The 25,561-nt window shown below is 37.0% G+C and carries 23 protein-coding genes and 1 tRNA gene; 16 read left to right on the top strand and 8 right to left on the bottom strand.

All coding sequences use genetic code 11. The features are described from left to right. Positions 1-659 precede the first annotated feature (659 nt). The 4 genes from ACQ86H_RS04425 to ACQ86H_RS04410 all read right to left on the bottom strand — a co-directional run bounded on the left by ACQ86H_RS04425 (position 660) and on the right by ACQ86H_RS04410 (position 6,185). Positions 660-2,786, bottom strand: coding sequence for an FUSC family membrane protein (locus ACQ86H_RS04425; RefSeq protein WP_431293979.1), 2,127 nt, complete (start codon positions 2,784-2,786; stop codon positions 660-662). Positions 2,787-3,853: 1,067 nt separating this feature from the next. After that, positions 3,854-4,474: a hypothetical protein gene (locus tag ACQ86H_RS04420; RefSeq protein ID WP_431293978.1), complete on the bottom strand. Its 621-nt coding sequence runs from the start codon at positions 4,472-4,474 to the stop codon at positions 3,854-3,856. Positions 4,475-4,479: 5 nt separating this feature from the next. Further along, entirely contained in the window at positions 4,480-5,388 is a 909-nt protein-coding gene (locus tag ACQ86H_RS04415; RefSeq protein ID WP_431293977.1) for an AIPR family protein, read from the bottom strand. 350 nt (positions 5,389-5,738) lie between these two features. Continuing rightward, positions 5,739-6,185: a hypothetical protein gene (locus ACQ86H_RS04410; protein ID WP_431293976.1), complete on the bottom strand. Its 447-nt coding sequence runs from the start codon at positions 6,183-6,185 to the stop codon at positions 5,739-5,741. A gap of 621 nt (positions 6,186-6,806) precedes the next feature. Between ACQ86H_RS04410 and ACQ86H_RS04405 the strand changes: the two genes are divergently transcribed. Beyond that, positions 6,807-6,998, top strand: a complete 192-nt coding sequence (locus ACQ86H_RS04405) for a hypothetical protein (RefSeq protein WP_431293975.1) — start codon at positions 6,807-6,809, stop codon at positions 6,996-6,998. 65 nt (positions 6,999-7,063) lie between these two features. On the opposite strand, the gene ACQ86H_RS04400 is transcribed toward ACQ86H_RS04405, so the two are convergent. Next, positions 7,064-7,136, bottom strand: a tRNA-Lys gene (locus ACQ86H_RS04400). 201 nt (positions 7,137-7,337) lie between these two features. Between ACQ86H_RS04400 and ACQ86H_RS04395 the strand changes: the two genes are divergently transcribed. The 6 genes from ACQ86H_RS04395 (at position 7,338) to ACQ86H_RS04370 (ending at position 13,742) form a co-directional block, all read left to right on the top strand. Beyond that, on the top strand, positions 7,338-8,105 hold the full coding sequence (locus ACQ86H_RS04395) for a DUF2310 family Zn-ribbon-containing protein (RefSeq protein WP_431293974.1): 768 nt from the start codon (positions 7,338-7,340) through the stop codon (positions 8,103-8,105). Between the two features lie 882 nt (positions 8,106-8,987). Further along, entirely contained in the window at positions 8,988-9,245 is a 258-nt protein-coding gene (locus tag ACQ86H_RS04390) for a hypothetical protein (protein ID WP_431293973.1), read from the top strand. Positions 9,246-9,317: 72 nt separating this feature from the next. After that, the gene (locus ACQ86H_RS04385) at positions 9,318-9,791 is read left to right on the top strand and encodes an SMI1/KNR4 family protein (protein ID WP_431293972.1); all 474 of its coding nucleotides are present in this window, start codon (positions 9,318-9,320) and stop codon (positions 9,789-9,791) included. 190 nt (positions 9,792-9,981) lie between these two features. After that, the gene (locus ACQ86H_RS04380) at positions 9,982-11,535 is read left to right on the top strand and encodes a hypothetical protein (protein WP_431293971.1); all 1,554 of its coding nucleotides are present in this window, start codon (positions 9,982-9,984) and stop codon (positions 11,533-11,535) included. A gap of 342 nt (positions 11,536-11,877) precedes the next feature. Continuing rightward, positions 11,878-12,954 (top strand): FISUMP domain-containing protein, encoded by a 1,077-nt coding sequence (locus ACQ86H_RS04375; protein WP_431293970.1) that lies wholly within the window; start codon positions 11,878-11,880, stop codon positions 12,952-12,954. Positions 12,955-13,094: 140 nt separating this feature from the next. Next, positions 13,095-13,742: a DUF4279 domain-containing protein gene (locus ACQ86H_RS04370; protein WP_431293969.1), complete on the top strand. Its 648-nt coding sequence runs from the start codon at positions 13,095-13,097 to the stop codon at positions 13,740-13,742. A gap of 401 nt (positions 13,743-14,143) precedes the next feature. Here the strand turns inward: ACQ86H_RS04370 and ACQ86H_RS04365 are convergent, their stop codons facing one another. Next, the gene (locus ACQ86H_RS04365) at positions 14,144-14,722 is read right to left on the bottom strand and encodes a dihydrofolate reductase family protein (protein ID WP_431293968.1); all 579 of its coding nucleotides are present in this window, start codon (positions 14,720-14,722) and stop codon (positions 14,144-14,146) included. Positions 14,723-14,980: 258 nt separating this feature from the next. Between ACQ86H_RS04365 and ACQ86H_RS04360 the strand changes: the two genes are divergently transcribed. The 9 genes from ACQ86H_RS04360 (at position 14,981) to ACQ86H_RS04320 (ending at position 22,167) form a co-directional block, all read left to right on the top strand. Continuing rightward, positions 14,981-15,775 (top strand): hypothetical protein, encoded by a 795-nt coding sequence (locus tag ACQ86H_RS04360; RefSeq protein ID WP_431293967.1) that lies wholly within the window; start codon positions 14,981-14,983, stop codon positions 15,773-15,775. 162 nt (positions 15,776-15,937) lie between these two features. Beyond that, positions 15,938-16,324 (top strand): hypothetical protein, encoded by a 387-nt coding sequence (locus ACQ86H_RS04355; RefSeq protein ID WP_431293966.1) that lies wholly within the window; start codon positions 15,938-15,940, stop codon positions 16,322-16,324. Between the two features lie 12 nt (positions 16,325-16,336). After that, positions 16,337-16,885 carry a hypothetical protein gene (locus ACQ86H_RS04350; protein WP_431293965.1) on the top strand — a complete coding sequence of 183 codons (549 nt, stop codon included), beginning with the start codon at positions 16,337-16,339 and terminating at the stop codon, positions 16,883-16,885. A 25-nt stretch (positions 16,886-16,910) separates the two neighbouring features. Next, positions 16,911-17,663 (top strand): hypothetical protein, encoded by a 753-nt coding sequence (locus ACQ86H_RS04345; RefSeq protein ID WP_431293964.1) that lies wholly within the window; start codon positions 16,911-16,913, stop codon positions 17,661-17,663. 178 nt (positions 17,664-17,841) lie between these two features. Then, positions 17,842-20,562, top strand: coding sequence for a DEAD/DEAH box helicase family protein (locus tag ACQ86H_RS04340; protein WP_431293963.1), 2,721 nt, complete (start codon positions 17,842-17,844; stop codon positions 20,560-20,562). A 12-nt stretch (positions 20,563-20,574) separates the two neighbouring features. Next, positions 20,575-20,829, top strand: a complete 255-nt coding sequence (locus ACQ86H_RS04335) for a hypothetical protein (protein WP_431293962.1) — start codon at positions 20,575-20,577, stop codon at positions 20,827-20,829. Between the two features lie 130 nt (positions 20,830-20,959). Beyond that, positions 20,960-21,256, top strand: coding sequence for a hypothetical protein (locus tag ACQ86H_RS04330; protein WP_431293961.1), 297 nt, complete (start codon positions 20,960-20,962; stop codon positions 21,254-21,256). A 63-nt stretch (positions 21,257-21,319) separates the two neighbouring features. Beyond that, positions 21,320-21,766: a hypothetical protein gene (locus ACQ86H_RS04325; RefSeq protein ID WP_431293960.1), complete on the top strand. Its 447-nt coding sequence runs from the start codon at positions 21,320-21,322 to the stop codon at positions 21,764-21,766. Between the two features lie 50 nt (positions 21,767-21,816). Continuing rightward, entirely contained in the window at positions 21,817-22,167 is a 351-nt protein-coding gene (locus ACQ86H_RS04320) for a hypothetical protein (RefSeq protein WP_431293959.1), read from the top strand. A gap of 292 nt (positions 22,168-22,459) precedes the next feature. Here the strand turns inward: ACQ86H_RS04320 and ACQ86H_RS04315 are convergent, their stop codons facing one another. Continuing rightward, positions 22,460-22,822 (bottom strand): hypothetical protein, encoded by a 363-nt coding sequence (locus ACQ86H_RS04315; protein WP_431293958.1) that lies wholly within the window; start codon positions 22,820-22,822, stop codon positions 22,460-22,462. Between the two features lie 116 nt (positions 22,823-22,938). Further along, positions 22,939-25,392: a TonB-dependent receptor domain-containing protein gene (locus ACQ86H_RS04310; RefSeq protein ID WP_431293957.1), complete on the bottom strand. Its 2,454-nt coding sequence runs from the start codon at positions 25,390-25,392 to the stop codon at positions 22,939-22,941. Positions 25,393-25,561: the final 169 nt, after the last annotated feature.

Below are 25,561 nucleotides of genomic sequence, written 5' to 3'. Positions count from 1 at the left end.
GTTTTAGCTACCTTCTGGCCAGGTTTGCCTGACACCTGCCTGCACACTGCTTAACCCTTGCTTTGGTGGAGTGATGCCCCTGGTGGAGATCAGGTAGATCAAAGATTTGACTCGCTTTAGATCGGCAGGCTAACAATAGCTAAATAAAAGATAAAAGGAAAGTTACCTTAAGGTATTGTTGATGTATTACTGTGTCGGAGCAACCGGTTAAAGAAAACAATAAACCGCTGTCCGGATTTTTTATCCCGCGCTGTCCGTAGCGTTAAGCATAGCGGTGTTTCTATCAAGAATAAAATTGAATTTATACACTAAATTAAAACGAGTGACAGACTCTTTTCTATTATTAATCAGTAAAACCCTTTGGAACGATACGGACAGACACGGTCTTCGACTCCGCTCAGACGGACAACAAATTAAATTTATCGTCGAAAACCAGCTCTGAACGTTGTGAATAAACCTGATCCGATAGCCATCGGATGGAATGGAAAGCCCGCAGCGCAGCGAGGACTTGGAATGGAAAGCAGGACCACAGCCCGCCAAGGCTCACCGCCCTTTCATTTCCAAAAAAATTAGCACTATCGGATGACGACCATGCTAATGGATTCTGTCTATGGTATTGACAAGCTCTTCGACTCCTCTGAGACTGACAACAAATAAATTTATCCCTTAAAACCAGTACTAAACCTGATAAAATCGAACGATAAAGCTGCAATATGTGTTAGTTTCTGGTTAGTGGAATGGCCACCCTCATCAACCAGATAAATCTCATCAGCATGCCATTCGGTATTGCTTTGTACCTCCTCTCCGTCCATTAAATTGCTTACGATCTGATCAACCAGCAAAGGATCAGCCTGCCCGGGTTTGTGGTTAACAGAAAGATAAATGGAAGTGATAATCGCATTGATCTGGTAAATGGTCGATTGGATACCATACAAATCATTAAAATCGATATGCTCCCGCATGGGTTCCTGGCTGGCGGAATCAATCGCTTCGCTTAAGCCAGATAAACTTAAATTGGCATTTTTTCGCGCCATACGGGATTGATTCTCATCCCTTTCTGTCTGATTTTGAATGGCCACCTCCAGGTAACGGATACTGGCCTTAGCCGCATCCGTAATTTTTGCCCTTAGTTGCTGGCTATCCCAAATCGGGAACAAATAGGTAGCAAAAATGGCAATAACACAGCCCAGTACGGTGAAGATAATCCGGTCGTGTACAATATGATCGAAATGGCCTTGGTAACTGCCCAGGGTTAAAATTACCGCAGGGGTAATACACAATACACTTATCGTATAGTTTAAACGGTTAAAGGCATAAAAACCAAGCAAGAAAATCACCGAAAATGACAGCAGTATGGCTGGACTCTTCACAAAATAGATGATGACCAGCCCGATGACAACGCCCCCCATACTGCCCTTTAAACGCTGTAAATTCCGTTTCCAGGTGATTGAAAATTTAGGCCGGGCTACAATAACCAGCGTAAGAAAAAGCCAGTAACTGTATTTGCTGGGTTCGAGCTGCCAGATGAGTAAAAAACCAAACAGGAAACAGATGGCCAACCGCAACGAAAACCTGAAAATGGGCGATTTTAGCGTCAGGTGTTCTTTAATAGAAAAACGATCGCCGGTAATAAACAGTGGGTAAGAAATCTTTCCGCTCAGTTCCTGCAAGTGTTTTTCGGATGTACGTTCATTGCCCCTGATCATTTCGATAATGCGCACAATATCGTTCATGTTCGAAAGCACTTTCAGCACAATTTTACGCTGGCTTTCGTTCAAACGCTCCATTTCCTGCAATAACAGGATGCGTTGCTGCTGATATTCGATGTTGGTGGCTACCTCACCTTTATAAGCCTTTGCCGAACGTACGTGCCTGCCCAACTGCTCCAGCTCTTTAGCCAGTAATCTAATCAAGGTCGCAATCAGTTTCAAGCTCGGACCAGTATCCAAAGTTTTTCGAACTAAAACATAATCGTAATGCACCGCATTCAACTGCTCATACAAATCGATCAGTAACCTCGCCCGCTCCAACAACAACCGGCCTTTGGGGTTATCGGGATTCATGGCATATTTATCGGTAAGCAACAGGTTCCGGATCAGCTCGTGTTTCTGGTTTACCTTAATGTGCAGTTTTATCGCTTCCTTCTGTTGCAGATCGAGCGAAACATCCACATCATAATTCTTCGCTTTGGCATTTAAAAATACCGCGCTGCTCATCAGGCATTCGAAAATGGCATGGTGAAGCGAGCGGTAAGGCCTCAACAAGGTCTGGATCAAACTAATCACGTAATACCAAACCCCACCCACAAAAATATAACTACTAAAATAAATTGGCCGCGCCGGGTGAAGGCCCATTACAAAAGTACATACAATCAGCGCCATGGTGCCGATCAGTGAGAGTTTCTGCCCGTATACCGCAAACATCGAAAAGCTGAAAGCGGCAATTACAACAACCACCGCAGTGAGGTAAACATGATCTAAAACTGATGAAACCACCAAGGTAGTGGCAAAAAAGACGATAATGCTTGATAGCGCCGTTTTCAGTTTGTTCAGTCGGTTATCAGGCAGATCGGTTAAACTGATCAGCAATGCCCCAACCCCTATTCCCTTGGCCGCCTCCGGATTGCCTAGGTAAAAGAATAAAATAATGGGTAATACCACGGTAATGGTGGTGCGCAGGGCATCAGAAAAGTACTCGCCTAAAAAGAAATACGAAATGGTAGAGCCGATGCTGTTTTTGCCCATGAAATAAGTTAATGAATGCGGATAAACGGTTAAAAGCTGCAAAGATAACAGATTTATAATGCATGCATAGTAAATGGTTATAGAAAACCAGATACCGATTTGTTCTTTGGGTTTAGAGTAGTAGTTGCGACTTAATCTTCGTGTTTACTCCGTAGTGACGCTGCGCTGAACACTAAGGAGAGGATTTGATTATTTGGAATGTGGAGGAGACAGAAAGTTTTGCAACCTTATATCATTACACAATCCAACTAAAGCTGAACAATTACGGAAACCCGTAATTGCTTTATTCTCTGTTTGATATATTAAAATATTAACTTTACAACAACATTAATTTTAATAATTATTTAATTTATGATTTCAACTAACCGAAACCCAATCTACAATTATTCAATAAATCCAATTTACAATCATTCGATAAACCCGATTTACAATCACTCAATAAACCCAATCTACAATCATTCGATAAACCCAATTTACAATCATTCGATAAACCCAATCTACAATCACTCAATAAATCCAATATATAATCACTCAATAAATCCAATTTACAATCATTCCATAAATCCAATATATAATCACTCAATAAACCCAATTTACAATCATTCTATAAATCCAATATATAATCAATCTATTCCTGGGCTTTATATTTTTGACAAACAAAATAAACCAATTGAATTTAGCACTGCTCCCTCCAATAATTATATTATTATATATGATATAACTTCGCAGCAACAAATTAAATTTGGTATAAAAAATTCGCAGGATGGTTTCACAATATTTGATCTAAAAAATAAAGTTATTGGCTTGTTCGTAAAGGATTCGACAGGAGGATTTGTAATTTTTGAAAACAACACTAATTGGGTAGGTAACGCCAATTGACAAAATAATTTATTTTAAAAACATATTTTATAAAGTAATCCAAAGTTATACTCCCTATCTTGTAGCAAATAGTAAATAGAGCAGAAAATTTTCATATTATAATTATATATCAATCCTTAAATCATATACTTAGTTACTTAAACATACAAGTCACAAGCATAAATTACTACTTAGACTTACTCTAACATTTGTTTAAACAAAACCTTTTTAGATCGGCATAACATCCAAAATTAAATACAAATATTAGCACTAAATTTATTCAAAATCACTTTATTTGATGTTTTTATTGCATTAATTAATGTTGTGAAAGTTTTTATCGACTTATCTATCCTTTCCTCATTTTTTATTCCATCCTCCAAACCTTCATTAAGTGTACTTACAAAAGCACTAGCCATATTAAGAATCTGTTTCCATTCATATTTTGCACTTTCAAGCGTCAAATTTTTACAAAACACAATACTGAAGTTATTAGCGATTTTTTTATTTAAAATTACTTCAAGGCTGTTAGCTATTGCACTTGCAAATAGTATGATTGACCCTCTACTACGTAAAAAAGTCAACAAATCTTGTTCATTATCGAGAAGTTCAGTTTTTTGAATTAGTTCTAATTTAATGTCTTCTATTGCCTTTACTAAAGTATAACATAGAAAAATGTGTTTTCCAGAGGTTCGCTCGTTGAAGAATTGAGTATATAGGCTGTCATTATCCCAAATTTTACTTTTTTCATTATAGGCCACACTAGGCTTCCCATGGAATGCCGCTAAAACCTGTCCGGCCGTCAATGATGGTAATAGGGTAGGATTTCTTTTTATTACATCAACAGAACCACCCCTCCGGGCAGAATACTCCATTCTTCCTAAATCTTTGAACTCTTGTGTAATTCTTTTTGAACATCATCATTGCTTCTGAAGTCTGGCGCATTAACCTTATTCTGACTATTATTATATTTTACTATATCGGAAACAGTTTCAGGGTTACTACATTTAATAAATCTTATTGGTATCATAAGATCTGCCGATGGCTTTGATTTCAGAGAACCTATTGCTCCAGTCGTCTGTGCTCCGTTCACTATTGAAATACCCATTACGGTTAGTTTGTCTTGAGAAAGTTCAAACTTATTTGTTAAAGCAGTGATGCCATTATTATAAACAAAAAACTGTGTTGGTGTATTAGACGCAGTTTCTTTTATGCCATTATTGATATTGGAATCCGCCTTCCGACTTCCTAGATAATCACGAACATTAGCTGAAAATAAAAGAGTATTATGTTTTTGATATAAATCCCAAAGTTTATCTGCGGGAAATGAAGTTGTAAATGAATTCCAATCGGGTCCTGCAGTTTCGAATCCAACACAATGATTAATCTCTATTTTATCCGTAACTAATATTGGAATCGTCAAACTTGAATACCAAGTATTGACGGTATTTAATCCAATCTCTAAATAACTACATTCTATATCATGATCTCTAAAATGGTTTTTTAAAGTTGAGCTTAAAGTAGATTCTGCTGACTTAAGTTCTTGCTGAACATTTTTTGATTCTGGAGAATTGTGTGAATACCAAAGAGAGATTTTCGTAATCTCTCCATCCGATATTTTTTGTCTTAACTCTTTTGCTGCAGATCTTAATCTATCGGGAACGTCTTTGATATCTCGAGCTAATAACCAAACAATGGCAGTGTTCAAATCACTTGCCTTATTTGCAGGAGCCTCTTTTTTAAATTCTTTGCTGACATATCCCTGAGCTATTATAGCTTCTTTTTTCACTATTTATATATACGAGATCAGCTTTTTTATCTCCCCCTCCGTCGGTCAAACTAGTTGTAGCCAAATCATCTATATCTTCTATTCCGAATTTAATCTGGAGACTGTATAATAATAAAGCGTTGTCCTTATACTTGGTGAGATCTGTGCGTGAGCTGAAGTTTTGAAAGAATTCGTAGTCGTTGTAATCCATGTTATGCATTAATTTAAGTATCCCAAATTACAACTAATTTTTTGAGAATCTAAAGCTATTTAAATGATCTTTCAAATGAGCTATAAATAATGGGTATAGAGCAAATAACGATAAAACTAACTTATATGTACTGGGCTGCTTTTCAACAGCCCAGTAGTTTTTAATCCCTATACCCTTCCCTGAAACTATAATGCGTTTGTGCATTACAGATTAAATAATCGATAATTTCGATGTTTAGCTTTGCGCAGGTACTAAAACAGGTGCTTACAAAAAGCTCATCGAGTGGGTTAACCTTAATGCTTTTAACATCGCAATAGTTTAACACCAGTACACCATAAGCATTGCAAGCAACAGCTAAACCAGCGAGTTGCTGTATGCAGTTAATCGGTTTTGCCTGCCGCTTTAGTTTGTACCAGCAAAAAACCTCGTGGTTTTGGTTTACAAACAGCACATACCAATTGCAGGCTTTACCAGATGATGGTTTGCCGCGGAGCTGCTTTAAAAATTGAGTTGAATTTTGGGCCAGGTTTACGTTTACCGGCCTTTTGAGTGCTTGATAACTGAACTCTAGTTCAGCTAAAGCAATTTGATTTTTCTGTGTTCGCATTTTTGAAAAATTAAATTAAAGCCCAGGTCACCGCGAACACAGTCGGCAAGCCGAAGAGTTCCCGGACTTTCACCGGTATGCCTGGGATATTGTTAAGAAAATTATTCGTTGAATTGCTCCAACTGTGTTCGCGATATAAATATAGAAAAATTTTATAATTAAGCTGCTAAAAAATGAATTTTGGATGCAAATATTTTGCTAAAAAGATTGCTTCACGCCACTACAACAACCCTGCCCTTCAGTTCGCAATGACGTACTCTTTCAGACTAACTTATTCGTCCTTATACTTCTTCGTGTTCTCTGCGCTTCTTTTCTCTGTGCCCTTTGCGGTTAAAAAAAATGCGCCTAAACTTCCGTCTTCGGTCTTCCCGACTCCTGACTGGAGTAAAAGATTGCTTCACGCCACCGCAACAGCCCTTCCCTTCAGTTCGCAATGACAAAGTGGGATAGTTAGTTACCAATAATCAAATTTCAATAATCAAACAGCGACCGCATATTGAACGATCACGGTAACGCACCAAACCTCGGTCCCCGGTCTTTCCGACTCCCGACTTATTTAACCATTCCCAAAACAATTGCCTTTTAAAAAGAATTATATAAGTACACCTATAACAATTTGATATGAAAACGAAAATAATAATCTTAGTGGCCGCCTTTGGCCTGGCATTGTCAGCCTGTAGCGGTAAAAAGGCTGATCAGGAAAATGCTGACAGCATGTACAAATACACCGACACCAACAAGGTGATTGATAGTACTAAGACCGATTCTACAGCAGATTCGACCACGAATGCCCCTGCTGATGTAAAACATTAAAGAAAAGAAACCAACAAAAGCGCTCATGCCGAAAAGTATGGGCGTTTTTTGTTTATTAAAGCTAGTGACCCCTCAGGGGTTCGAACCCTGGACCCACAGATTAAGAGTCTGTTGCTCTACCAACTGAGCTAAGAAGTCTGGTGAATTAAATATAAGATAAAAGGGGAATTTGATCGAAAACATCTACAGTCTAAACATAACAATTATGTACTAATCTAGAAAATATTTTTATTGCGGCCATGAGAAACTAAGGTTTCAATAATGATTTTAAAGCCAGCTGATCAGATTCTTTTTTATTATACTTGAATTCGACTATTACTTGCAATCATAAAAGATACCATGTACATTCAAGAAATATCAATTGATATCAAGACAAAATTGGATAAAGATGAACTCATTGATGAGTTTGGTGTACTGATGTCTTTTTATCGCGGAAGTGGGCAGACACAGGGAAGAATAGAATCTCAGTATATTAAAAATGACAAAATAGTTTGTTTACCTTTTACTCTTGAGAAAAATTCTCTTGACAAAAAATTTAATAACTTCTATATAAATAGACAAACAAAAAAAATTGAAGATCTCTGTAATTCCAGACTGAAATATAAAACTGTTGGCAAGTCGTATGACAGTTACAAATCTCCCTGCAAATGTAAAAAGGCTGACTTCTATATTCTGATTACAAATTATATCACAATTGAATCTCCATTGACTTGTGGGGCTTGTAACAAATCAGTACCGCTTTATAGATTGCCAATTTATTACGATCATGGCTATATGCCTATTTTAAACTGGGAAACAAATTATATTTCCTGCGACAGTTTGCAAATGAATTGTGAAGTTGGAGAACGCTGGGCTTTAAATCAGATGCAAGAAATTAAATCTCAACTATCCAAACAAGGACTCGAAATTTGCAGAAAAATCGAAGAACTGACTTCAATCCCAACTTTTTATTATTTGCATAATTACAAGAAATATAAAGGAGATCAGCTGACAAGGCCTTGTCCGGGTTGCAATAAGAAATGGAATTTAAAAACACAACTAAACAATCAGTATGATTTTAAATGTGACGAGTGTAAAATAATATCAACAATATCGCCAAACGTTTAAAATGCTTTTAATAAATGATACGCGAATCTCACTAATGGCTTAACGACTTGTGTAAGGTAAATACACAAGTCATCACCCCAAGCGCCTGCACGCTAAGACCTGCGCCAGTAAGGCTTGTGCTTTTGATCATTAATCTCACTAAAAATCTTAACGGGTTAGATGCGGTATATGCACAAGCCCTTCATCACGCTACCTTGTACACGAACACTTCCGACGCTAAAGAGGTTAACAATTAGGAAGTAATATCTACAGATCTACTTCTGGCTTTGTTCGGGTACAATTGTAACAACGCTGTCAGAAGTCCGAACCAACTCCGAACCAACCCCGTCTCAACCTTCAATCAGAGATAACGATTTTACCTTTATTCGCTTCGCCTTTACACTAAAAGTAATTCGACAATAACGGGCAAATGAATTTATTTGCTAAATTTTGCGATTGAAGAAGAATACAGTTACCAATAGCAATTATGTATATTTAAGCGTTGGCGGCAACTGCAACAATACTTAACATGAACCAAGAGCAAGCAAACTATATTATAACATACTTTGGCAACTTAATGACTGATCATGAAAAGTTAGCATTAAAACATCATATGCACACCTATAAAACTTCTGATGATCCTAAGATGAGAAGAATTTTGACTGATAGGGGTTGGATTAGAACGGAACCCGAAATACTCGACTATCTAAAAGACGGCTATGATAAATTTGAGTTGAACATCGCCAGACGAATAATGATGGAAAATCTGGAAAAGGTATTTCTCAATAATTGTTCAAAGTGTAATAAACTTGCAAGGACACCGTATGCAAGGCAATGCCGGCATTGTGGTCATAACTGGCACGAATAACGGTTGCTCAGTTTAAGCTTAACAATGCTTATCAATTGAAAGGAAAACAATTTTTCTTACTTGGAACAGTAGCGAAAGGAGACATCAAAAAAGGCCAGTTTATAGATCTCACAATGTTAGGTCTGAATAAGAGACCAAAAATTGAGACAATTGAATTTGTACTTAAACGAAAAGACGGAAAAATATGGGAAGACATTGCACTTGGCACAAACGAACTGACGGAAGATGAAAAAGAATTCATTAAAAATAAGGGTTCATTTGGGACACCGTTCGACATTATAAATGAAAGATGAGTAGCTCAAATTTGTATTTACACATTAAAGTGAACCCAGACAGTAATTTTGCACCCTTAGATCTAAGAAGTCATGCATCCATCAATAACAGACATTATAGTCAGAATAAAGGCTGAGAAGGAAGAACTTGGGATTACGCTTTATGCGCCAGCTTCCTCAACAGAAATATCGGATTTTGAGAATAGCATTGGCATTAAATTACCCGATGATTTAGTTAAATTCTATAGCTTTTCAAATGGTTTCGAATCAGGGGAAGATATGTTTAGGGTCATTCCTTTGGACGAAATTATTGACAATATAGAACAGCCAGATACTTATGCAGTGGAACAAAATGATTTCCATTTTGCCGAATATTTAATCTATTCTGATATGTGGACAATCAATATAAATCCTGTCGACAGAAATGATTACCACATTTATAATAAGGTGGAAAATGTAATCACATTAACAAATTCATTCCCTAAATTTTTAGAAACATTTTTAACCAGTGGTGTTTTTGACGGGCTATATACCTGGAGAGAAAATATTGAAAGATTGCAAAAATAAAATTGCTTTTAGCTAGATTTACATCAAACTCATTGAAAAAATTAATCCGATAAAAATAATATTTAAATTAACCTCTATGCTCAATTTATCGGATCTGAATATGCCCTTACTCATTAAAAAGGATCTGCATTATTCAAATCAAAAATCTAACAAAAGAAAAGGTGTATAAATTTAGTTTTGAGCAAAGTATATGAAACACCTTTTCAATGTTTTAACCATACTCATTTTGGCTGCAAATTTAACCGGTGCACAAACCATGGATATTTCCGCAAAACTCATCGAAAACAATCTAATCAATAAAACCCAAACAAAAGAATTTGACGCGTTTTTGAAAAGCAATGAGATGAAGTCTAATTCTGGATATTTATATGCGCTCTTCCAGATCGAATACAAGAAATTAAAAGGGAAAAAGTATTCTGAATTCAGCTCATATCTGAATTTTAGTGATGAGAAACTCAAACCAGAAGATCAAATAAAAACCAACAAAGATTTAACAGTTTACCTTTCAAAGCTGAAATCGTGCAGTATCATTAATGAAATTCAATTTCAACAGTTTAGCGCGAAGATCAGTAATAACGAATTTTCACAGAGCCTCCAATTTTTGTTAAGCATTACCGCGCAAGCTGCTTTTCAAGAACATATGAGCCCTGAAAAATTAAAAGTATTTGCCAACAAACTAAAAAGCAAAGAAATTGTAAGTGTTAAATACGACCAGCTTATTTCAGATATTGACAAGAGGCAATTGCAAAACCCTATCGATTTCTTGAATTATTGCAACAAGGCTGTTATTATTAACGAACACGACTATGCAAACGAACCAGAAAAATATCTTGAACAAATCCATAAAAAAACAGCAAGCATTTTTCCAGAACTGGCTTTTACAGACTTTCAGTTCCGGGTTGTACTAGACAGTACAATATCTGATGATGAAAGTAAATTTTACGACTTTATTGTTTCATTAAAATCAAATGGTAAAAAGTATAAACAGAAAACTTTTTTTCGTTTGTACCGCCAAACTAAAGACCAATATTTTGGAGACAAAATAGATCAGCAAGAATATTATAACATCTTCAATAAAATTTTGGCAGATCTGCAATCACCTTACAGACTACACGAAGTAAAAGCCAATCAAGGAGATGCAATGAAGGAGAAAGTATTTGGAATAATTGCATTATCTAAAGAACAGGCAAACTCATTGCGCAGTGATGATGATTATTTTTCGCCCAGTTACGAAAGTTTTAAAAACACTTTAACCAGTAAGAATATAACAAATGCAATCGGAGAATATAAGAAAATAGGATTATTTTCTCATTTAACTGCTGCCCAAATTGAAAAGGCAAAAGAAACAGTTTCTGAACAGCAGAATATTAATCTGAACGATGTGCTTATGGCCTTTCCTGAAGTTATATATCGGTTCGATACGGAATTGGCAAACCTCGAAGCGCCCTATGATGAATTAATAAAAGAATATCAGAAAATTTCGCATCAGGATTTTAACCCAACTGAAGTTTCAGACAATTTTGACATAGAGAAAAACAAAGAAGTTGTGCTCAGATTTAAATTAGGGGCAAAATTATACAAAGAAACATTTAAAATTGAGAACGATTGGATTGATCCGAAATTCTTTGATTTTATAAAAGCTGTAGTAACAGAAAATAAACTCAAAGGACAGTTTTATGAACTTTATACAGGTGGACAGGAAGCAGGTATTATTTATTTAAAAAAGAACAATACGAATATTTAAGAGCGAATAAACTTTTAATATTTGGCGATGAATGGCAGGAAGAAGAGGAATAGTGCTCTCGCTGAACGTCGGGCTATTATATATAACAATAATTTCAAATGAAGAAAACGTAGTAACAACCCTATTTGCGGATGATAATCGCATTCAAATAGATCGCTTCACGCTATCTCACAAGCCCTGGTCTTTCCGTTCGCAATGACATACCGTTTCGCTTTTATAAGCCCATACTTCAATATTTGTCTCCGTACTTCTCACGACCCTCATCAAAATATACCCACTAAGCGGTATTGACTGCCTCATATACGATTGTGAAATTTGCCAATAACAAACAAACAATAAGGCATGAAAATAAACAAACTACTATTAAAGGCAATGCTTGTGCAACTGGTTACTACATCCAGTTTAATTGCGCAAGTAAAAAAACCGGCGACCAAAACGGCTGCTCCGGTTAAAACCAAATACGGCGCTTTAGCTGTAGACCGATCAAATGGTTTTTATTATGGTTTTTCATTCGATCAGCCAAGCCTGGTGGCAGCAGAGAAGAAAGCGGTTGACGAATGCAACAAACGCGGTGGCGCCTGCAGTATTGTACTTACCTACTCGGGTACAGGCTGTGTCGCCTACCGCACCATAAACGGTAATGTAGGTACCGCATTTGGCTGGGGCATAGCCAAAACCAAAGAAGAAGCTGATGCAATAGCTACCAAAGAATGTTTAAAAAGAAGCGGCGGCATACAACCTGCTAACTTTGTCTGGAGTTGTAATGCAGCACAAGCGGCACAGTTAAAAGAAATATACAATGCCTCGCCGGAAATTACAGGTCCGGTAAAAATTGGCAACCAGGTATGGACAAGCACCAATTTAAACGTGAGTACTTATAGAAACGGCGAGCAGATTTATTACGCAGCCAACCAAAAAGAATGGGAAAAAGTAAGCAGGGAAAAGATTCCGGCTTATTGTTACCTTAATTTTGATAGCAGTAATGAAAAGAAATATGGAAAGCTGTACAATTTTTATGCAGTTACCGATCGCCGTGGTTTAGCGCCTGCCGGTTGGCATGTACCCAGCAGCAGTGAGTTTTTGACCCTTATTGCAGCTTTAGGTGGTGAAAAGGTAGCCGGTAAAAAAATGCGTGGTACTACCGGCTGGGACGTAAAAGATTCTTACAAATTTGCACATGGCAATGGCGATAACTCATCGGGCCTCAATTTATTGACCAATGGCAGTGCAGGTGGTGATGAGTATGGTGGTGGAAAATCTTTCCTTTATGGCGTATGGCTAAGCTACTGGTGGTCGGGCAGTACCAAATCAAGCGGCGACAGCTTTGCCTATTACCTTGACTTTAACAAATACAGCGAACCGCGTGTAACTGATTACAGTAAAACCACAGGCTGTGCGGTAAGATTAGTGAAAGATTAATTGCCCGTATCCTATAACGCTCATATTTCGGAACCTAAAGGTTTGAAATCACTTAATCAACCGGGAATAATCAGATTTCCGGTTGATTTTGTTTAAGGGAATAACAATCAAACCTTATATTTAGGCACCACAAACAATAAATGACAGACGAACAAGTTATCACGTTAATTGAAAAGGAATTTCAGGAAAAAACGTTTGGTGTAACCGAACAATATCTTGAAATCCATGCGCCAATCTACATCAATAATAAATTACAGATCGTGCGGATCGATCGCGACCGTGACAAGTTCATTATAGCTTACTTACCGGTTATTGATGAACGGTTTTACTTTGCGGTATATATTGATGAGGATTCAGGTAAACTGATCAATATCGGTACCGAACCTGATCATCGGGTTTATTTTTTGGCCACTTCCGAAAATTTCTCGGAAACGGAGCTTAAAGCCATGTGTAGCTTATCGGTTGATGAGAGCTGGAACATTGGAGATTTAAAGAAAAACGGCAGATCGGCATATAACTTTAGTGCGCTTAAAATAATGCCCAATATCGAACCGGATGAGTTTGAAGATAAACTTGATAAGTTATTAACCTATCTGGAAACAGACAAGAAAGGAGTTAGCGAACTTGTAGAAAAAGCTGAGGGCTACATTCAGGTGGCCATGGATATTCATAATGGCAATGGAATGATTGGTGGTCCGAGTATCAAAAGGGAAAGCATTGCCAGAATGCACAACCTTGGGCTTTCCATCGATTTCGATCTCTATGTTAGCGGCAATAGTTTCAGGTAGAAAACGATTGGCCTTAATCTGGTTCTGTTTAAGGTGTTGTACAGAATTATCTACCTGGTTACTAAATCAAAACTTCAAACCTCTGACTAATTCACAAAATAGATTTCTTCACGCCACCTCGCAACCCCTAGCCTTCCGTTCGCAATGACGAATCAATGCACATTTAGACCTGAACCTCCGACTTATGATCAGCCGATCAAAAGATTGCCCGTCATTTCCTGCGTTTCGAGGTGCAGCCCTCAGTAAAATAACCCTGATGGAAGTGAAACGGACAGCAGGACAGAAGCCAACCCAAGGATCACAGCCTCTGCGCTCCAAAAAACCTCTCAACTCCAAACAGATCCTCTTCTAGTTCTCTTTTTAGAAATCCAGACTTCGCACCTTCGACCCCGGATTTCGGACTAACCCTTCCTCAGTTCTCCAACATACCGATAAGTGTTCACCTGTACTCCTGTGGGCGTAGTTTTCGTGCTTACAAAAGCCAGTTCGCGTGCATCGGCAGTGTCCGAAAAGAAACGTTTGCCTTTGCCCAGCAATACCGGGTATACCATCAACACAACCTCATCTACTAGTCCCTCCTCTAGCAGCACGGCGATCAACGTTGAACTTCCATACACAATCAGGTCAGGGCCTCCGATTGATTTGAGGTCACGGATACCTGCGACGATGTCTGTACCTAAATCTTCAACCGGCCCCCATTCGAGGCTTTCGGGCCTGTGTGTTGCTACATATTTCCTGCCATTATTTAAACTGTTCGCCATCTGATTATCTCCTGCATTCGGCCAGTACTGAGCCCAGCTATCGTAGGTTTTGCGGCCCAGCAGCAGGTCGATGTGAGTGCCCTGAGCTTCCAGTACTGCTGCTAAACCTTCTGCACTCCGGTAAGGTGTTGTCCATCCGCCATGTGTAAAATCCTCGCTGTTTTCGTGCTGCATCACGCCATCAAGCGAGATATGTTCCATGATCCTGATCTTTCTCATTTTATTTTGGTTAAATGTTTATGTAAAGATAGAACAGGCCAGTTATGCAAATGAGGGGTAATCGTGACAATATAAAGGCGCTTTTATGACCATTTGCATTTGATGTAAGATGATTATTGGAGCGTCTTAAATATTATATTTTCCATTTTACCGCTTACGACATCATTATTCGGATGTTCTAACTTATATGGCCTTATATTTCTTATATGGTTAATTATTAAACTGCTTACCTAAAAAAACCTACTAAATTTCTATCTTGTGGTAACTAAATTAACTATCATGCCTTCTTTTCGCACCAACTCTTATAAACGACACACATCTTATCTCATTTTATTCATGGTGTTTTTTAGCGGTTGCATGCAAGCACAAACAACCATTTCCGATCAAAAACTAACAGGTGATATAAAAAAAGATCTTATCAGGCTATTGCCAATAGGGACGGTTAAAGCAGACATTATAGGTGGAATACAACAAAACCCAAGACAAATGGAGTTGACAAAAAAGTTTCAATCTTCAATAGCACAAAATTATGAATGGTTTGTAGACTATATGAAAGCCGTACCCCAGGGCGAAAAAATACCTTATCATGTTAAGTTAGGTTTAACAAAACAAGAATACATGGAACTTATGGGTTTTATGGACAATATAGAAATGGTTTCGACTGGCACAGAAAACATCTCTATTCAAATCAAAAATGATTTAATTTATTTTAAATCTCAGGACAAGCTTTCAAAGCTAGATTCGCTGACTATTGACCTTAAACGTAATATGGTATCATTTGGGAAGATAAAAATTCCCTTTGCCGATAAGCTAAATATAACATCCGATAAAAATGCGTTAAAAAGCAAGTGGATGGGCTATAGTTGGGTTTTAGAAGAACCAAAGGATATAGATGCCAATGCGATGAAAGATTTAAATAATTTAAAAATGAGGCAATATAAATTCACAATAGGTAAACTCGAAAAGAGTGGAAAAACTTATATGAGTCTGAAGGGCAGGGAAATTGAAAACGGTGCAAAAACAACTGATTTTGAATTACCAATCCAATTCTAGAATCTATGCACCATTTAGTAAAAGTCTTAATAATTAAATTATTTCTAATGCTCCTCATCATTTTTAATCTTACTGCAGTATTATCCTACGATCAATCTAAAGCGGTACAGGTCGATATCACGAACTTAAACAAACATTAACATTTTCACTTAATCAACTAACATGAGTTGGAACATCGTAATATTTAACTCTAGGCAAAAAATATATGCTGTTGAAGAAGTAGACGAGGAATTACTTGTGCCAATAGATTTCAACATTATTCTAGAAAAGCATTTTATCAATATTATCGCTAAAGAAAATCACAGGAAAATAAAAGGAGAAGGATACGATATCGATTATTTTGTTGATACCGAACCTGTAAGCAATAAAGTATTTAGTCTTTATGGGGAGGTTGCACTTTTTGAATTAGTAAGAGTTGCTAAAATTTACGACTGGCAAATATTCGATATGGGAAATGAAGAGATGTTAAACCTTGAACATCCCGAAAAAAATGGGTACAGCAATTTCCAAAGTTATTTGCAATACGTTTTAAAAAATACAGATAGATAAATTGTCAACATTATGGAGATGACTATCGATAGCTTATCAAATCAAGAATTGGAGCTGTACAACTATACAGGTTCTTTAAAAGGAACTATTGATCAAATGGAAGAGCAACTTCAAGAACGTGGTATTTACGATAAATATAAAAACATCCACAAAATTTATCTCGATTTATTTTTCAATACAGAAAACGAGGAAACAAAACTCGAAATCCTGAAACGATTGATATTCTTAAATTGGTATGCACAGGTTGAACCAGGCTGTTATAAAGGCATTCAGGATCTCGATCATACAGTCGTTTTCGAGTCTTATTCAATCCTTAACGAGTACCTCATCGATAATAAAATCGATAAAGAATTTACATGGATGTTATCCTATTATTCCAGCTGGAATTTCGCCATACTTCCCTTTTCAGAAAACAACCTTAATGCATTGACGAGGTTTGTCAAAGAAGTACATACTGCCGTTTTATCCTGTCCAAAAAAACAGTTACCCAAAGGAAGCATGGATAACAGAGGACAGATGGGGATTTACTGGATCAGCTGTTCTGTAGAAATAACCGAATAAATAACAAATAAAAAAAATTAACGATATGCCAATTATCAGAATCTCTGATCAAAAGAAAGAAACACTTGAGGAGTTCTATAAGGAACTAACAAACGAAAAGGCTAGCAGTATTGAAAATGGAATAGGAAAAACGATGCTTTCTTTTCTTTCAATGATTAACAATACATTTTTAGATACAACAATATATGGTTGTACTTCGCATTACTCACTCTGTATACAAGCTGAAGATCATTGGGAAAGTGGTTGGTATATCGTTATCCAAGATTATGGTGACCAAAAATTTCAGTTTGAATATAAAATGCCTGAAACAAAAAGTCCTTGGAAATATGCTATGGTAAAAGGACAAGCCAATACCATTGAAGAGGCTAAAGATTTTTTGATTATTGCGATGGCAGAAAGCGGTGGATGGACTAATAATAAAGAATTAAGAAATTTATATCATAAACTTAAAGGTATATCAACAGAAAGTCCAATTTTTAAACTGTGGTTAGAATTTGAAGAAGTAGCTCCAGATGATTGGAATATAAATGATGACTTTTGTAATATTCACGTTGATCTTGAAGATGGGCGGCATTATGGTTTAAATATCTGGACTTATAAATTCTTAGAGAAAGTTGTTAATCAGGATAGCTCAACTGGTCAAAATTTAAGTGGCATTTACCAGATACCACCTGATCTGTTTGTGAAAGAACTGACAAGAGAATGCATCGAGAAAACCATTGAAGATTTACTAAGGATTGGTGACTTGGAAAAAGTATTGAATCGAAGTATATTGTAGGCGGGTCAAAACTTTTTAAAATGATCTTCAAATAATATCCAACGCTTCATGAATCCAACTATAATTGTATTAAATAGCACTGTGAACTTTCTCCCATAATAAGTAAAACAATGTAACAGACGATAAATCTGATGATCTAAAAAATTAAAATTCCGAAATATATTAAAGCTGTTAAACCTTGACCTCCTATCCAAAAGAAATAAAATTTGTATCCAGCTGGCGAAAATATCAAAAACGGGTACTCGATCATTTAGATAATTATATTGCCAACCGGCATTTACACATCATTGCTCCGCCTGGTTCCGGAAAAACGGTTTTAGGCCTTGAAGTGGCCATCCGTTTAAATAAACCAACCCTGATTCTTGCTCCAACCATTGCCATCCGCAACCAGTGGATACAGCGTTTCTGCGATCTTTTTCTTCAGGTCGATACTGTGCCTGAATGGATTTCGAAAGATATCAGAAACCCAAAATTTATGACGGTGGTTACTTTTCAAGGGCTCCATGCGGCCTGCAATAACCTGCGTATAAAAGAGGAAGATGAAACCGACGAAGAGGAAGATGCGGAAGAAACCTTAAAATCATCAAATCCCAATCTGGATAACATTGTAAATGGGTTAAAATTGCAGCAGGTTAATACCATTGTAGTGGATGAAGCCCATCACTTAAAAAACGAATGGTGGCAAACCCTAACCAGGATAAAAGAAAAACTCGACCCCATTATTGTGGGCTTAACGGCAACCCCGCCTTATGATGTTACCCCAACCGAATGGTTAAGGTACCTCGAGTTTAACGGCCCTGTTGATGCCGAAATATCCGTGCCCGAACTGGTAATTGAGGGTGATTTATGTCCGCATCAGGATTATGTACATTTCACTTTTCCAACAGCAGAAGAAAACCAGAACATCATCAGGTTCAGAGAAAATATAGAACAACTGTTTCACGAAATCAAACAGGATAAAACGATTATCATCGCGATTGAAAACCATCCGATATGGGTAAACCCAACTGAACATCTCGAATGGATTTACACCAACCTATCCTGCTATTCGGCCTGTTTAATTTTCTTAAATGCCAACGGAAGGGAAATCCACGAACTGCATACCGAGGTGATGGGAGATGAAAAACTGAAAATCCCACCGCTAGATTACCATTGGATGGAAAAGCTTTTGGATTTTTACCTGCATCAGGAAAAAGACCGCTTTAAACCCTTTGATGAACACCGTAAGCAACTTGAAAATAAATTGAGACGCTGCGGTGCGATGGAAAAAAGACAAATTGATTTTTCGAACAATAAACGCATTACAAGCTTTTTAACTTCCAGCATTAGCAAGCTCGCCGGCATTTGTAAAATTGTCGATTTTGAATTTAAGCAATTGGGTCATCAGCTCAGGATGGTAATCTTGTCTGATTACATCCGCAAAGAATTTTATGTAAATACGTCAGAGAATCAGCTTGAGCTAACCAAAATAGGTGTAATCCCCATCTTCGAAAAATTACGGAGAGAGAACAACAATAGTAAAAAAATAGGGGTGCTCACTGGTTCGATAGTTATTATACCAAAAGCAGCATGTAAATCATTTGAAGAAAAAGCAGCTGGAAAGGGCATTTCGAAAATAAGCCTATCCCCGCTTCCTTTCGATCATGACTATATCATTATCGACCAAATCGAACAACTTAAAAATGACTTGATTCACATCGTAACGGAAATTTTCCAGGAGGGAGAAATTGAAGTATTGATCGGAACAAAATCCTTACTGGGCGAAGGGTGGGATGCGCCGGCCATTAATTCTTTAATACTGGCCAGTTTTGTGGGCTCTTTTGTTTCTTCCAATCAAATGCGTGGCAGGGCAATCAGAACGCAAAATGGAAATGCCGGTAAAACCGGAAATATCTGGCACCTGGTAACAATAGACCCAACCACAAAAACCGGAGGGGATGATTTCGATTTATTAAAAAGACGTTTTAAAAGTTTTGTGGGTGTTTCATTTAAGGAAGATCCCGGTATCGAAAACGGGCTGAACCGATTAAACTTACCCGAGAACATTGCCCAGGAGATAGAAGCCGGAAAAAAGAATGATGAAATGTTTACGTATGCGGCCGACAGGGAAAATTTAAAACAACGCTGGAAACTGGCACTCGAAGGAGGTGTAAACCTGATCGAAGAAATTAAAATCCCATTTCAGGAGGAGCGGTCATACCAAGAGGTTAAAGACATGTATCTCAATAAAACTATTGCCAATCTTTCTGCAACTTTAGCTTCGGGCCTGGGCGGATTTGGTCTGCAAAGCTTTGAAGTTTTACTTAGGAGCAGTAGAAATATCAGATCGGCAAATGACCTGTACCTACTGCTTGCCATAGTTGGAATTGTTGGAGTAATCATATTTGGGCGGCTAACCTACAAAACCCTTATCCTTTACATCAAGTACCGTGATATTTCAAAAGATATCCAGCAAATTGGCGAAGCACTGCTAAGTGCGCTGATTAAAGCTGGAGCAATTCATACTGACATTTCGAAAATTTACGTAGAAAGCAATGTGGATGAAAATGGTGCTATTTTTTGCCATTTAGAAGGTGGAACCACTTTCGAAAAATCTACTTTTATTAATGCACTGCAAGAAATCATTGCCCCGATCAATAATCCACGGTATGTAATCATCAGGAAAAACAGATTTATGCTTTTTATTAAACAGAAGGATTACCATGCTGTGCCCGAGCTGATCGGGAGAAATAAAAACCTGGCAGAGCATTTCAAAAACCACTGGGAACGCTATGTAGGTACTTGCGATTTAATTTTTACCCGTACAATTGAAGGCCGAAAACTGATTTTACAATCAAGAATAAAGTCGCTTGCAGCACAATTACAAAATAAGGTAGAACATGTAAATAAATGGAGATAGCGTACGAAACTTATGAGCGAAATCGAAGCAGTATTAAACCCTGAGTTTCTGTTAAAACTTGTTGCAATCGAAACCATTCAACATTATGCTACAATCGACACTTCCGTTAAAAATGAAGGCCTGGAAAGTAAGGTTGAATTAAAAGTCATGTTAATAGAGCCAAGCAGCAACAAACATGAATTAAATGAAAATATCTACGAACTAATATTAACACATGTTTCCAATTATCAAATCAATTTCCTAAACGAGAATAACAGAACATTCTAATTTGATACAGATGAAGTAAAACTAGAAAGAGACAGCAAATCTGAAGGAATGTATGTTTTAAGTTTTATAAATGCATCAGTAGATGTACATATAAAGTTTAGTGGGTTAGCAATAAAACTATTGATTGGTAATGCAAAGAAATAATATGATGGCCGACTTTCAAAAAGATTTTATAGCGATACACGATGTACATCAAAAGTTCATCAAATCTTTCAGCTCATTACTGGAGCAAAATACTTGTGCAGATTTAGACATTAGTAACAAGAATATTTCAATAGAAACCGAAAATATTGATTTCGAACTGCTTGATGGAGATGCGATTGCTTTCAAAAGTCAAATTGATCAAGACGGCAAAAAAATAGGCTATTATAGATTGGTTTTTACCGTCAATGGGGAATTAATAGATGATTTTTTTGTGATTTACTGATGTATTAAACACGCAGATTGCTCGGATTTACACTGATTAAATTAATATATAGCTTTCCATGTTATGAAACACCCAAAAATTGTTTTTATCTTTTTTATCCTTTGGCTATTACTTATTTTTATCTGGTATAAAACGGGTAAAAGCCAAAAAACTGAAAATGACAAGCTATTAAAGAACAACATTGAGTTTACAGGCACCCTAAAATCTGTAAAGGTGTCCCAAAATCATTGTTTTGCAATAATCTCAATTGACAATGTAAAAAGTAATGTTGCATCTTTTAATCCTGACTTAAAAGACCGGTATTTCCCATATGCGATAAAGAATGGCCGGGCGGAAATTTATACTTTCCTATGTGAAGGAAAAATTAAAGAAATTGGGAGAGATATAAAATTAAACTCCAATCAAAGAAAATTAATCCTTGAGATAGACCATAAACCTTACGAATTTGAAATTTGGATTACCTCAGAAAGACCAGATATCCAATTCATTAAGAAAAATACAACGCTTTGAATAGATTGTATATAAAGCATTTTTAGTTTTAGCTTCAATAAAAAATAAATATGGATATTCGATTACTGGTGCTACGAACTGGAGGCACAAAACTTCTAGCCGATTTTTACAGTTTACTTGGAATTCAATTTGAATATCACAAACATAACAATTCACCGTATCATTATTCGGCTACAATCGGGATAACTGTTCTTGAAATTTATCCATTGGCGAAAAACCAAATTGAAGCAGACAGGAACTTAAGGTTAGGTTTTGGTATAGAAAATTTTGATCAGGTGATGATAACGTTAAAAACATTACAAGTTGATTTTTCACAAGAACCAACCCAAACAGAATTTGATTTTATGGCAATAATCATTGATCCCGATGGCCGGAAAATTGAATTGTATAAAAACAGTTAATCGCTCCCTTCTCTTCGTGTACTTTGTGGTTAAAAAAGCCACAGAAATACGGAAGCATTAAGATTAGCTTCGCTCAGCAATACGCGGTTCTCGTCCGCCTGGGGATAACCATCGCCTTCGATCTCTGCGCCCGTCATCTTAAATCTGCGGAGAAAAACCATAAGTTCCCCACAGATCACACAGATATCCGCAGATTTTTCTTTGTAAATTGCCAGTCTGAGCCTAGTCGCAGACTGCTAAACTTTGTGCCCTCTGCGCCTTTCTCTTTGCGTACTTTGCGGTTAAAACACGATTACTCTGTTAACTTCTTTTTAATCCCTTCAGTAAGCTTTTTCACTTTCATATAGCCTGCCAAAGAGCTATTCCTTTTATCGAAATCGATCACTAACCAACCCTTTTTGGCTTTAAGGTTAAATTTATCGCTGCCATTTAAGTTCACGAACAGATCAATATGCTGATCTAGTGGTAGTTCATTGTTTAAAGCACTGTCGAGGTATTTCTCCAATTTATCCGTTTTACTTTCGGCGTAATTTGCCTCAAATTTAAAGTCAGATTGGTTTTCTATCGTGCTTACCGATAAATGTCCTTCGCCACTATTGCAGCCAAAAATTAAAGCGACAACTAAAATTGCGATGCTGTAAAAGATATTTTTCATGTTTTTTTGTTAATTTTTAACTGTTTTTCATCCATCTGCTCCAGACCTCGGACCTCTGACTTTCCGACTACAGACTTCAGACTCACGACTCCAAACGCCCAACTCAAAACTCGAAACTACCCTCCCGCTCTGTTCTTAATATCATCGGCAGCTGTTTTCCGGTTTTGGTTCGACTTTAAATTCTGGTTACCAAAGCTATAACTGACATTGAACGAAGCCCTTCTACTAATGTAATTGTTCTGGACCCTTAAATTCACATTTTGATAATCCAATGTACCTTTCCAGTAATTGGTCTGGAAGATATCATCGACATTTAACCTAAGTTTTAAAGCTTTGTTCAAGAAACTTTTTTGTACGCCCATATTTAACGCGTTCTGATAAATAATGGTCCGTTCCAAACCACGTACCCGGGGAGAATTTAACCAGAAATTGGTTTCTAAAGTCCAGTTATCCGGCAAAGTGATGGAGCTGCTGATGTTAAAATTATATGATAATTTACTCAACATAAAAGGTGCACCTTCTAAGTTATCATCATTAAATTTATTGTAAAATAGGCTAAAATTGTTCTGCAGGTTCCACCATTTAGTAATGGCCAAAGGAAAATATAATCCGGCTGTATAATATTGTCCGCTGCCTATATTACCCTGTCCAACCGTAACAATCCTGGTGCTATCGTTTTGTGCAGTTTTACTGTCCAAAATGAGATCTTTTGTTTTTGAATAACCCAAAGAAAATGATAATCCACTTTTATAATTATAACTCACTTCGAAATTATTGGTAAACTGAGGCTTCAAATACGGATTGCCTTGTTGTATCGTGTAAGGATCCATGTAAAAATTAAAAGGATTTAACTGCTGGTAATTGGGGCGATCTATCCGCCTGCCATACGAATAACGCAAATTACTGCTCTCAGAAATTTTCTGACTAACAAAAACCGTTGGGAACAACGATAAATAATGCTGTTTTGCCACAGTATTATTGGTTACCGATATACCCGTAGATTGAGTGTACTCTGCCCGTAAACCTGCCTGAACTTGCCACTTGCCCATATCCTTTGATAAATTCGCATAAGCGGCGTTTACGTTTTCCTTATAAATAAAATTATTGCTCTGCCCTACAATATTCTGCCATTCGTTATTGAGAAATGCCGACGACAGAAAATCGTTATTGGTTTTAACATAAGTACTTTTCAGGCCGGTTTCCAGCTTGGTAGTTTTTGATAATGGCCAGGTAAAATCTGTTTTTGCCGCATAAATATCAATCGCTGTTTTACTATCATTTTTAATGATGGTATTGTTGTAAACCACCCCTTTCTCGTCGAAAAAATTGGTGTTAAAATTTTCCAGTCCCGAATAATCAAAACCAGAGAAATCAGCATCGAAATTTAAACTCGCACCTTCCTTTTTAAAATCGTGTCTGATATTAAAATTTATACTATAATTTTTGTTTGGCGTATTGGCATCAGAATACTGGATCAATGAATTGTTGCTTACTACACCAGCCTGAGTTTCATTTATAAATGTTTGAGAGAAATTATCCAGTTTCCGCGTACTGCTGCTGCCATCAAGCATAATCCCGATCGTAGTTTTTTCACTGGCATAATAATCTGCACCCACTTTTGCAGCCAGGCGCGATCCGGTATATATTTTTTGAAAGTTTTGATTAAATGCACTTTGCAAACCATTGGAATTGGTATTCCTGTATAAAAATAAATTAGAAAAATTGTTGTTTTTAGAGGCATTTGCATTGGTGTAAAAATTCCACTTTTCTACGCGGTGATTTAAATTGAAGTTAAGTTCCGATCCGTAAATATTGGTAGGCAGATTAGCCCTTATTGCATTACGATAGGTTGATGAAATGCTTCCATTTGTACCAAATGCCTTATTCTTTTTCAGTTTAATGTTGATAATTCCCGAATTACCCGCCGCATCATATTTGGCTGATGGATTGGTAATAATTTCAATGGTTGCAATCTGGCTACTGCTTAAGTTATTCAGATAAATAGTTAAATCAGCAGCTGATAAAAAATTGTTCTTCCCATCAATCATTACCGTTACACCTGATTTATTGTTCAATAAAACCCGTTCATTTTGCCTGTCAATCTGTACACCCGGCGCTTTTTCTAAAATTTCGAGTGCAGTACTGCCTGACGAAACAATACTGTTTTCCACATTCAGCACGGTTTTATCAATCTGGTGCTCAACAAAAGGTTTTCTACCTTGTACGCTCACTTCTTTCAATTGTTTGGTTAAGCTTTCGATGCTGATAACAGGTAATTTTAAATCTCCGTTAAGCGAAAAACGGTCGGTCTTTTTGCTTTTAAAACCGACGATCGAAACCGAAAGTATATAATCGCCACTTTTTAACTGGTCGATGTTAAACTCACCGTCTATATTGGTGGATACACTTTTGGCGACAGTGGTATCCGGATAATTCAGCACCCGGACAATGGCAAACGACACCGGGACAGTCTTTTCATCGACGATTTTCCCCGTCAGTTTATTTAATTTTTGGGCAAAAGAAGCCCCACACACCATCAGGCATGCAATTAGTGTAAATAATGTTTTCATGGTTTCTTCTTTTTAGGTAAGATCGTCATCTTGTCCGCGTCCGATCGTCATCTCGACTGGAACGTAGTGGAATGGAGAGATCTATCCCGATAGATTTCTCGACTCCGTTACACGCCGCTTGAAATAACGACCTATTTGACGTTTGAAAAGACAGGCTATTTTGAAATAA

The organism is Pedobacter sp. P26 (assembly GCF_050632135.1).
In the GTDB taxonomy this organism is placed as follows: Bacteria; Bacteroidota; Bacteroidia; order Sphingobacteriales; family Sphingobacteriaceae; genus Pedobacter.
This window is presented reverse-complemented; position numbering and strand designations above follow the sequence as displayed.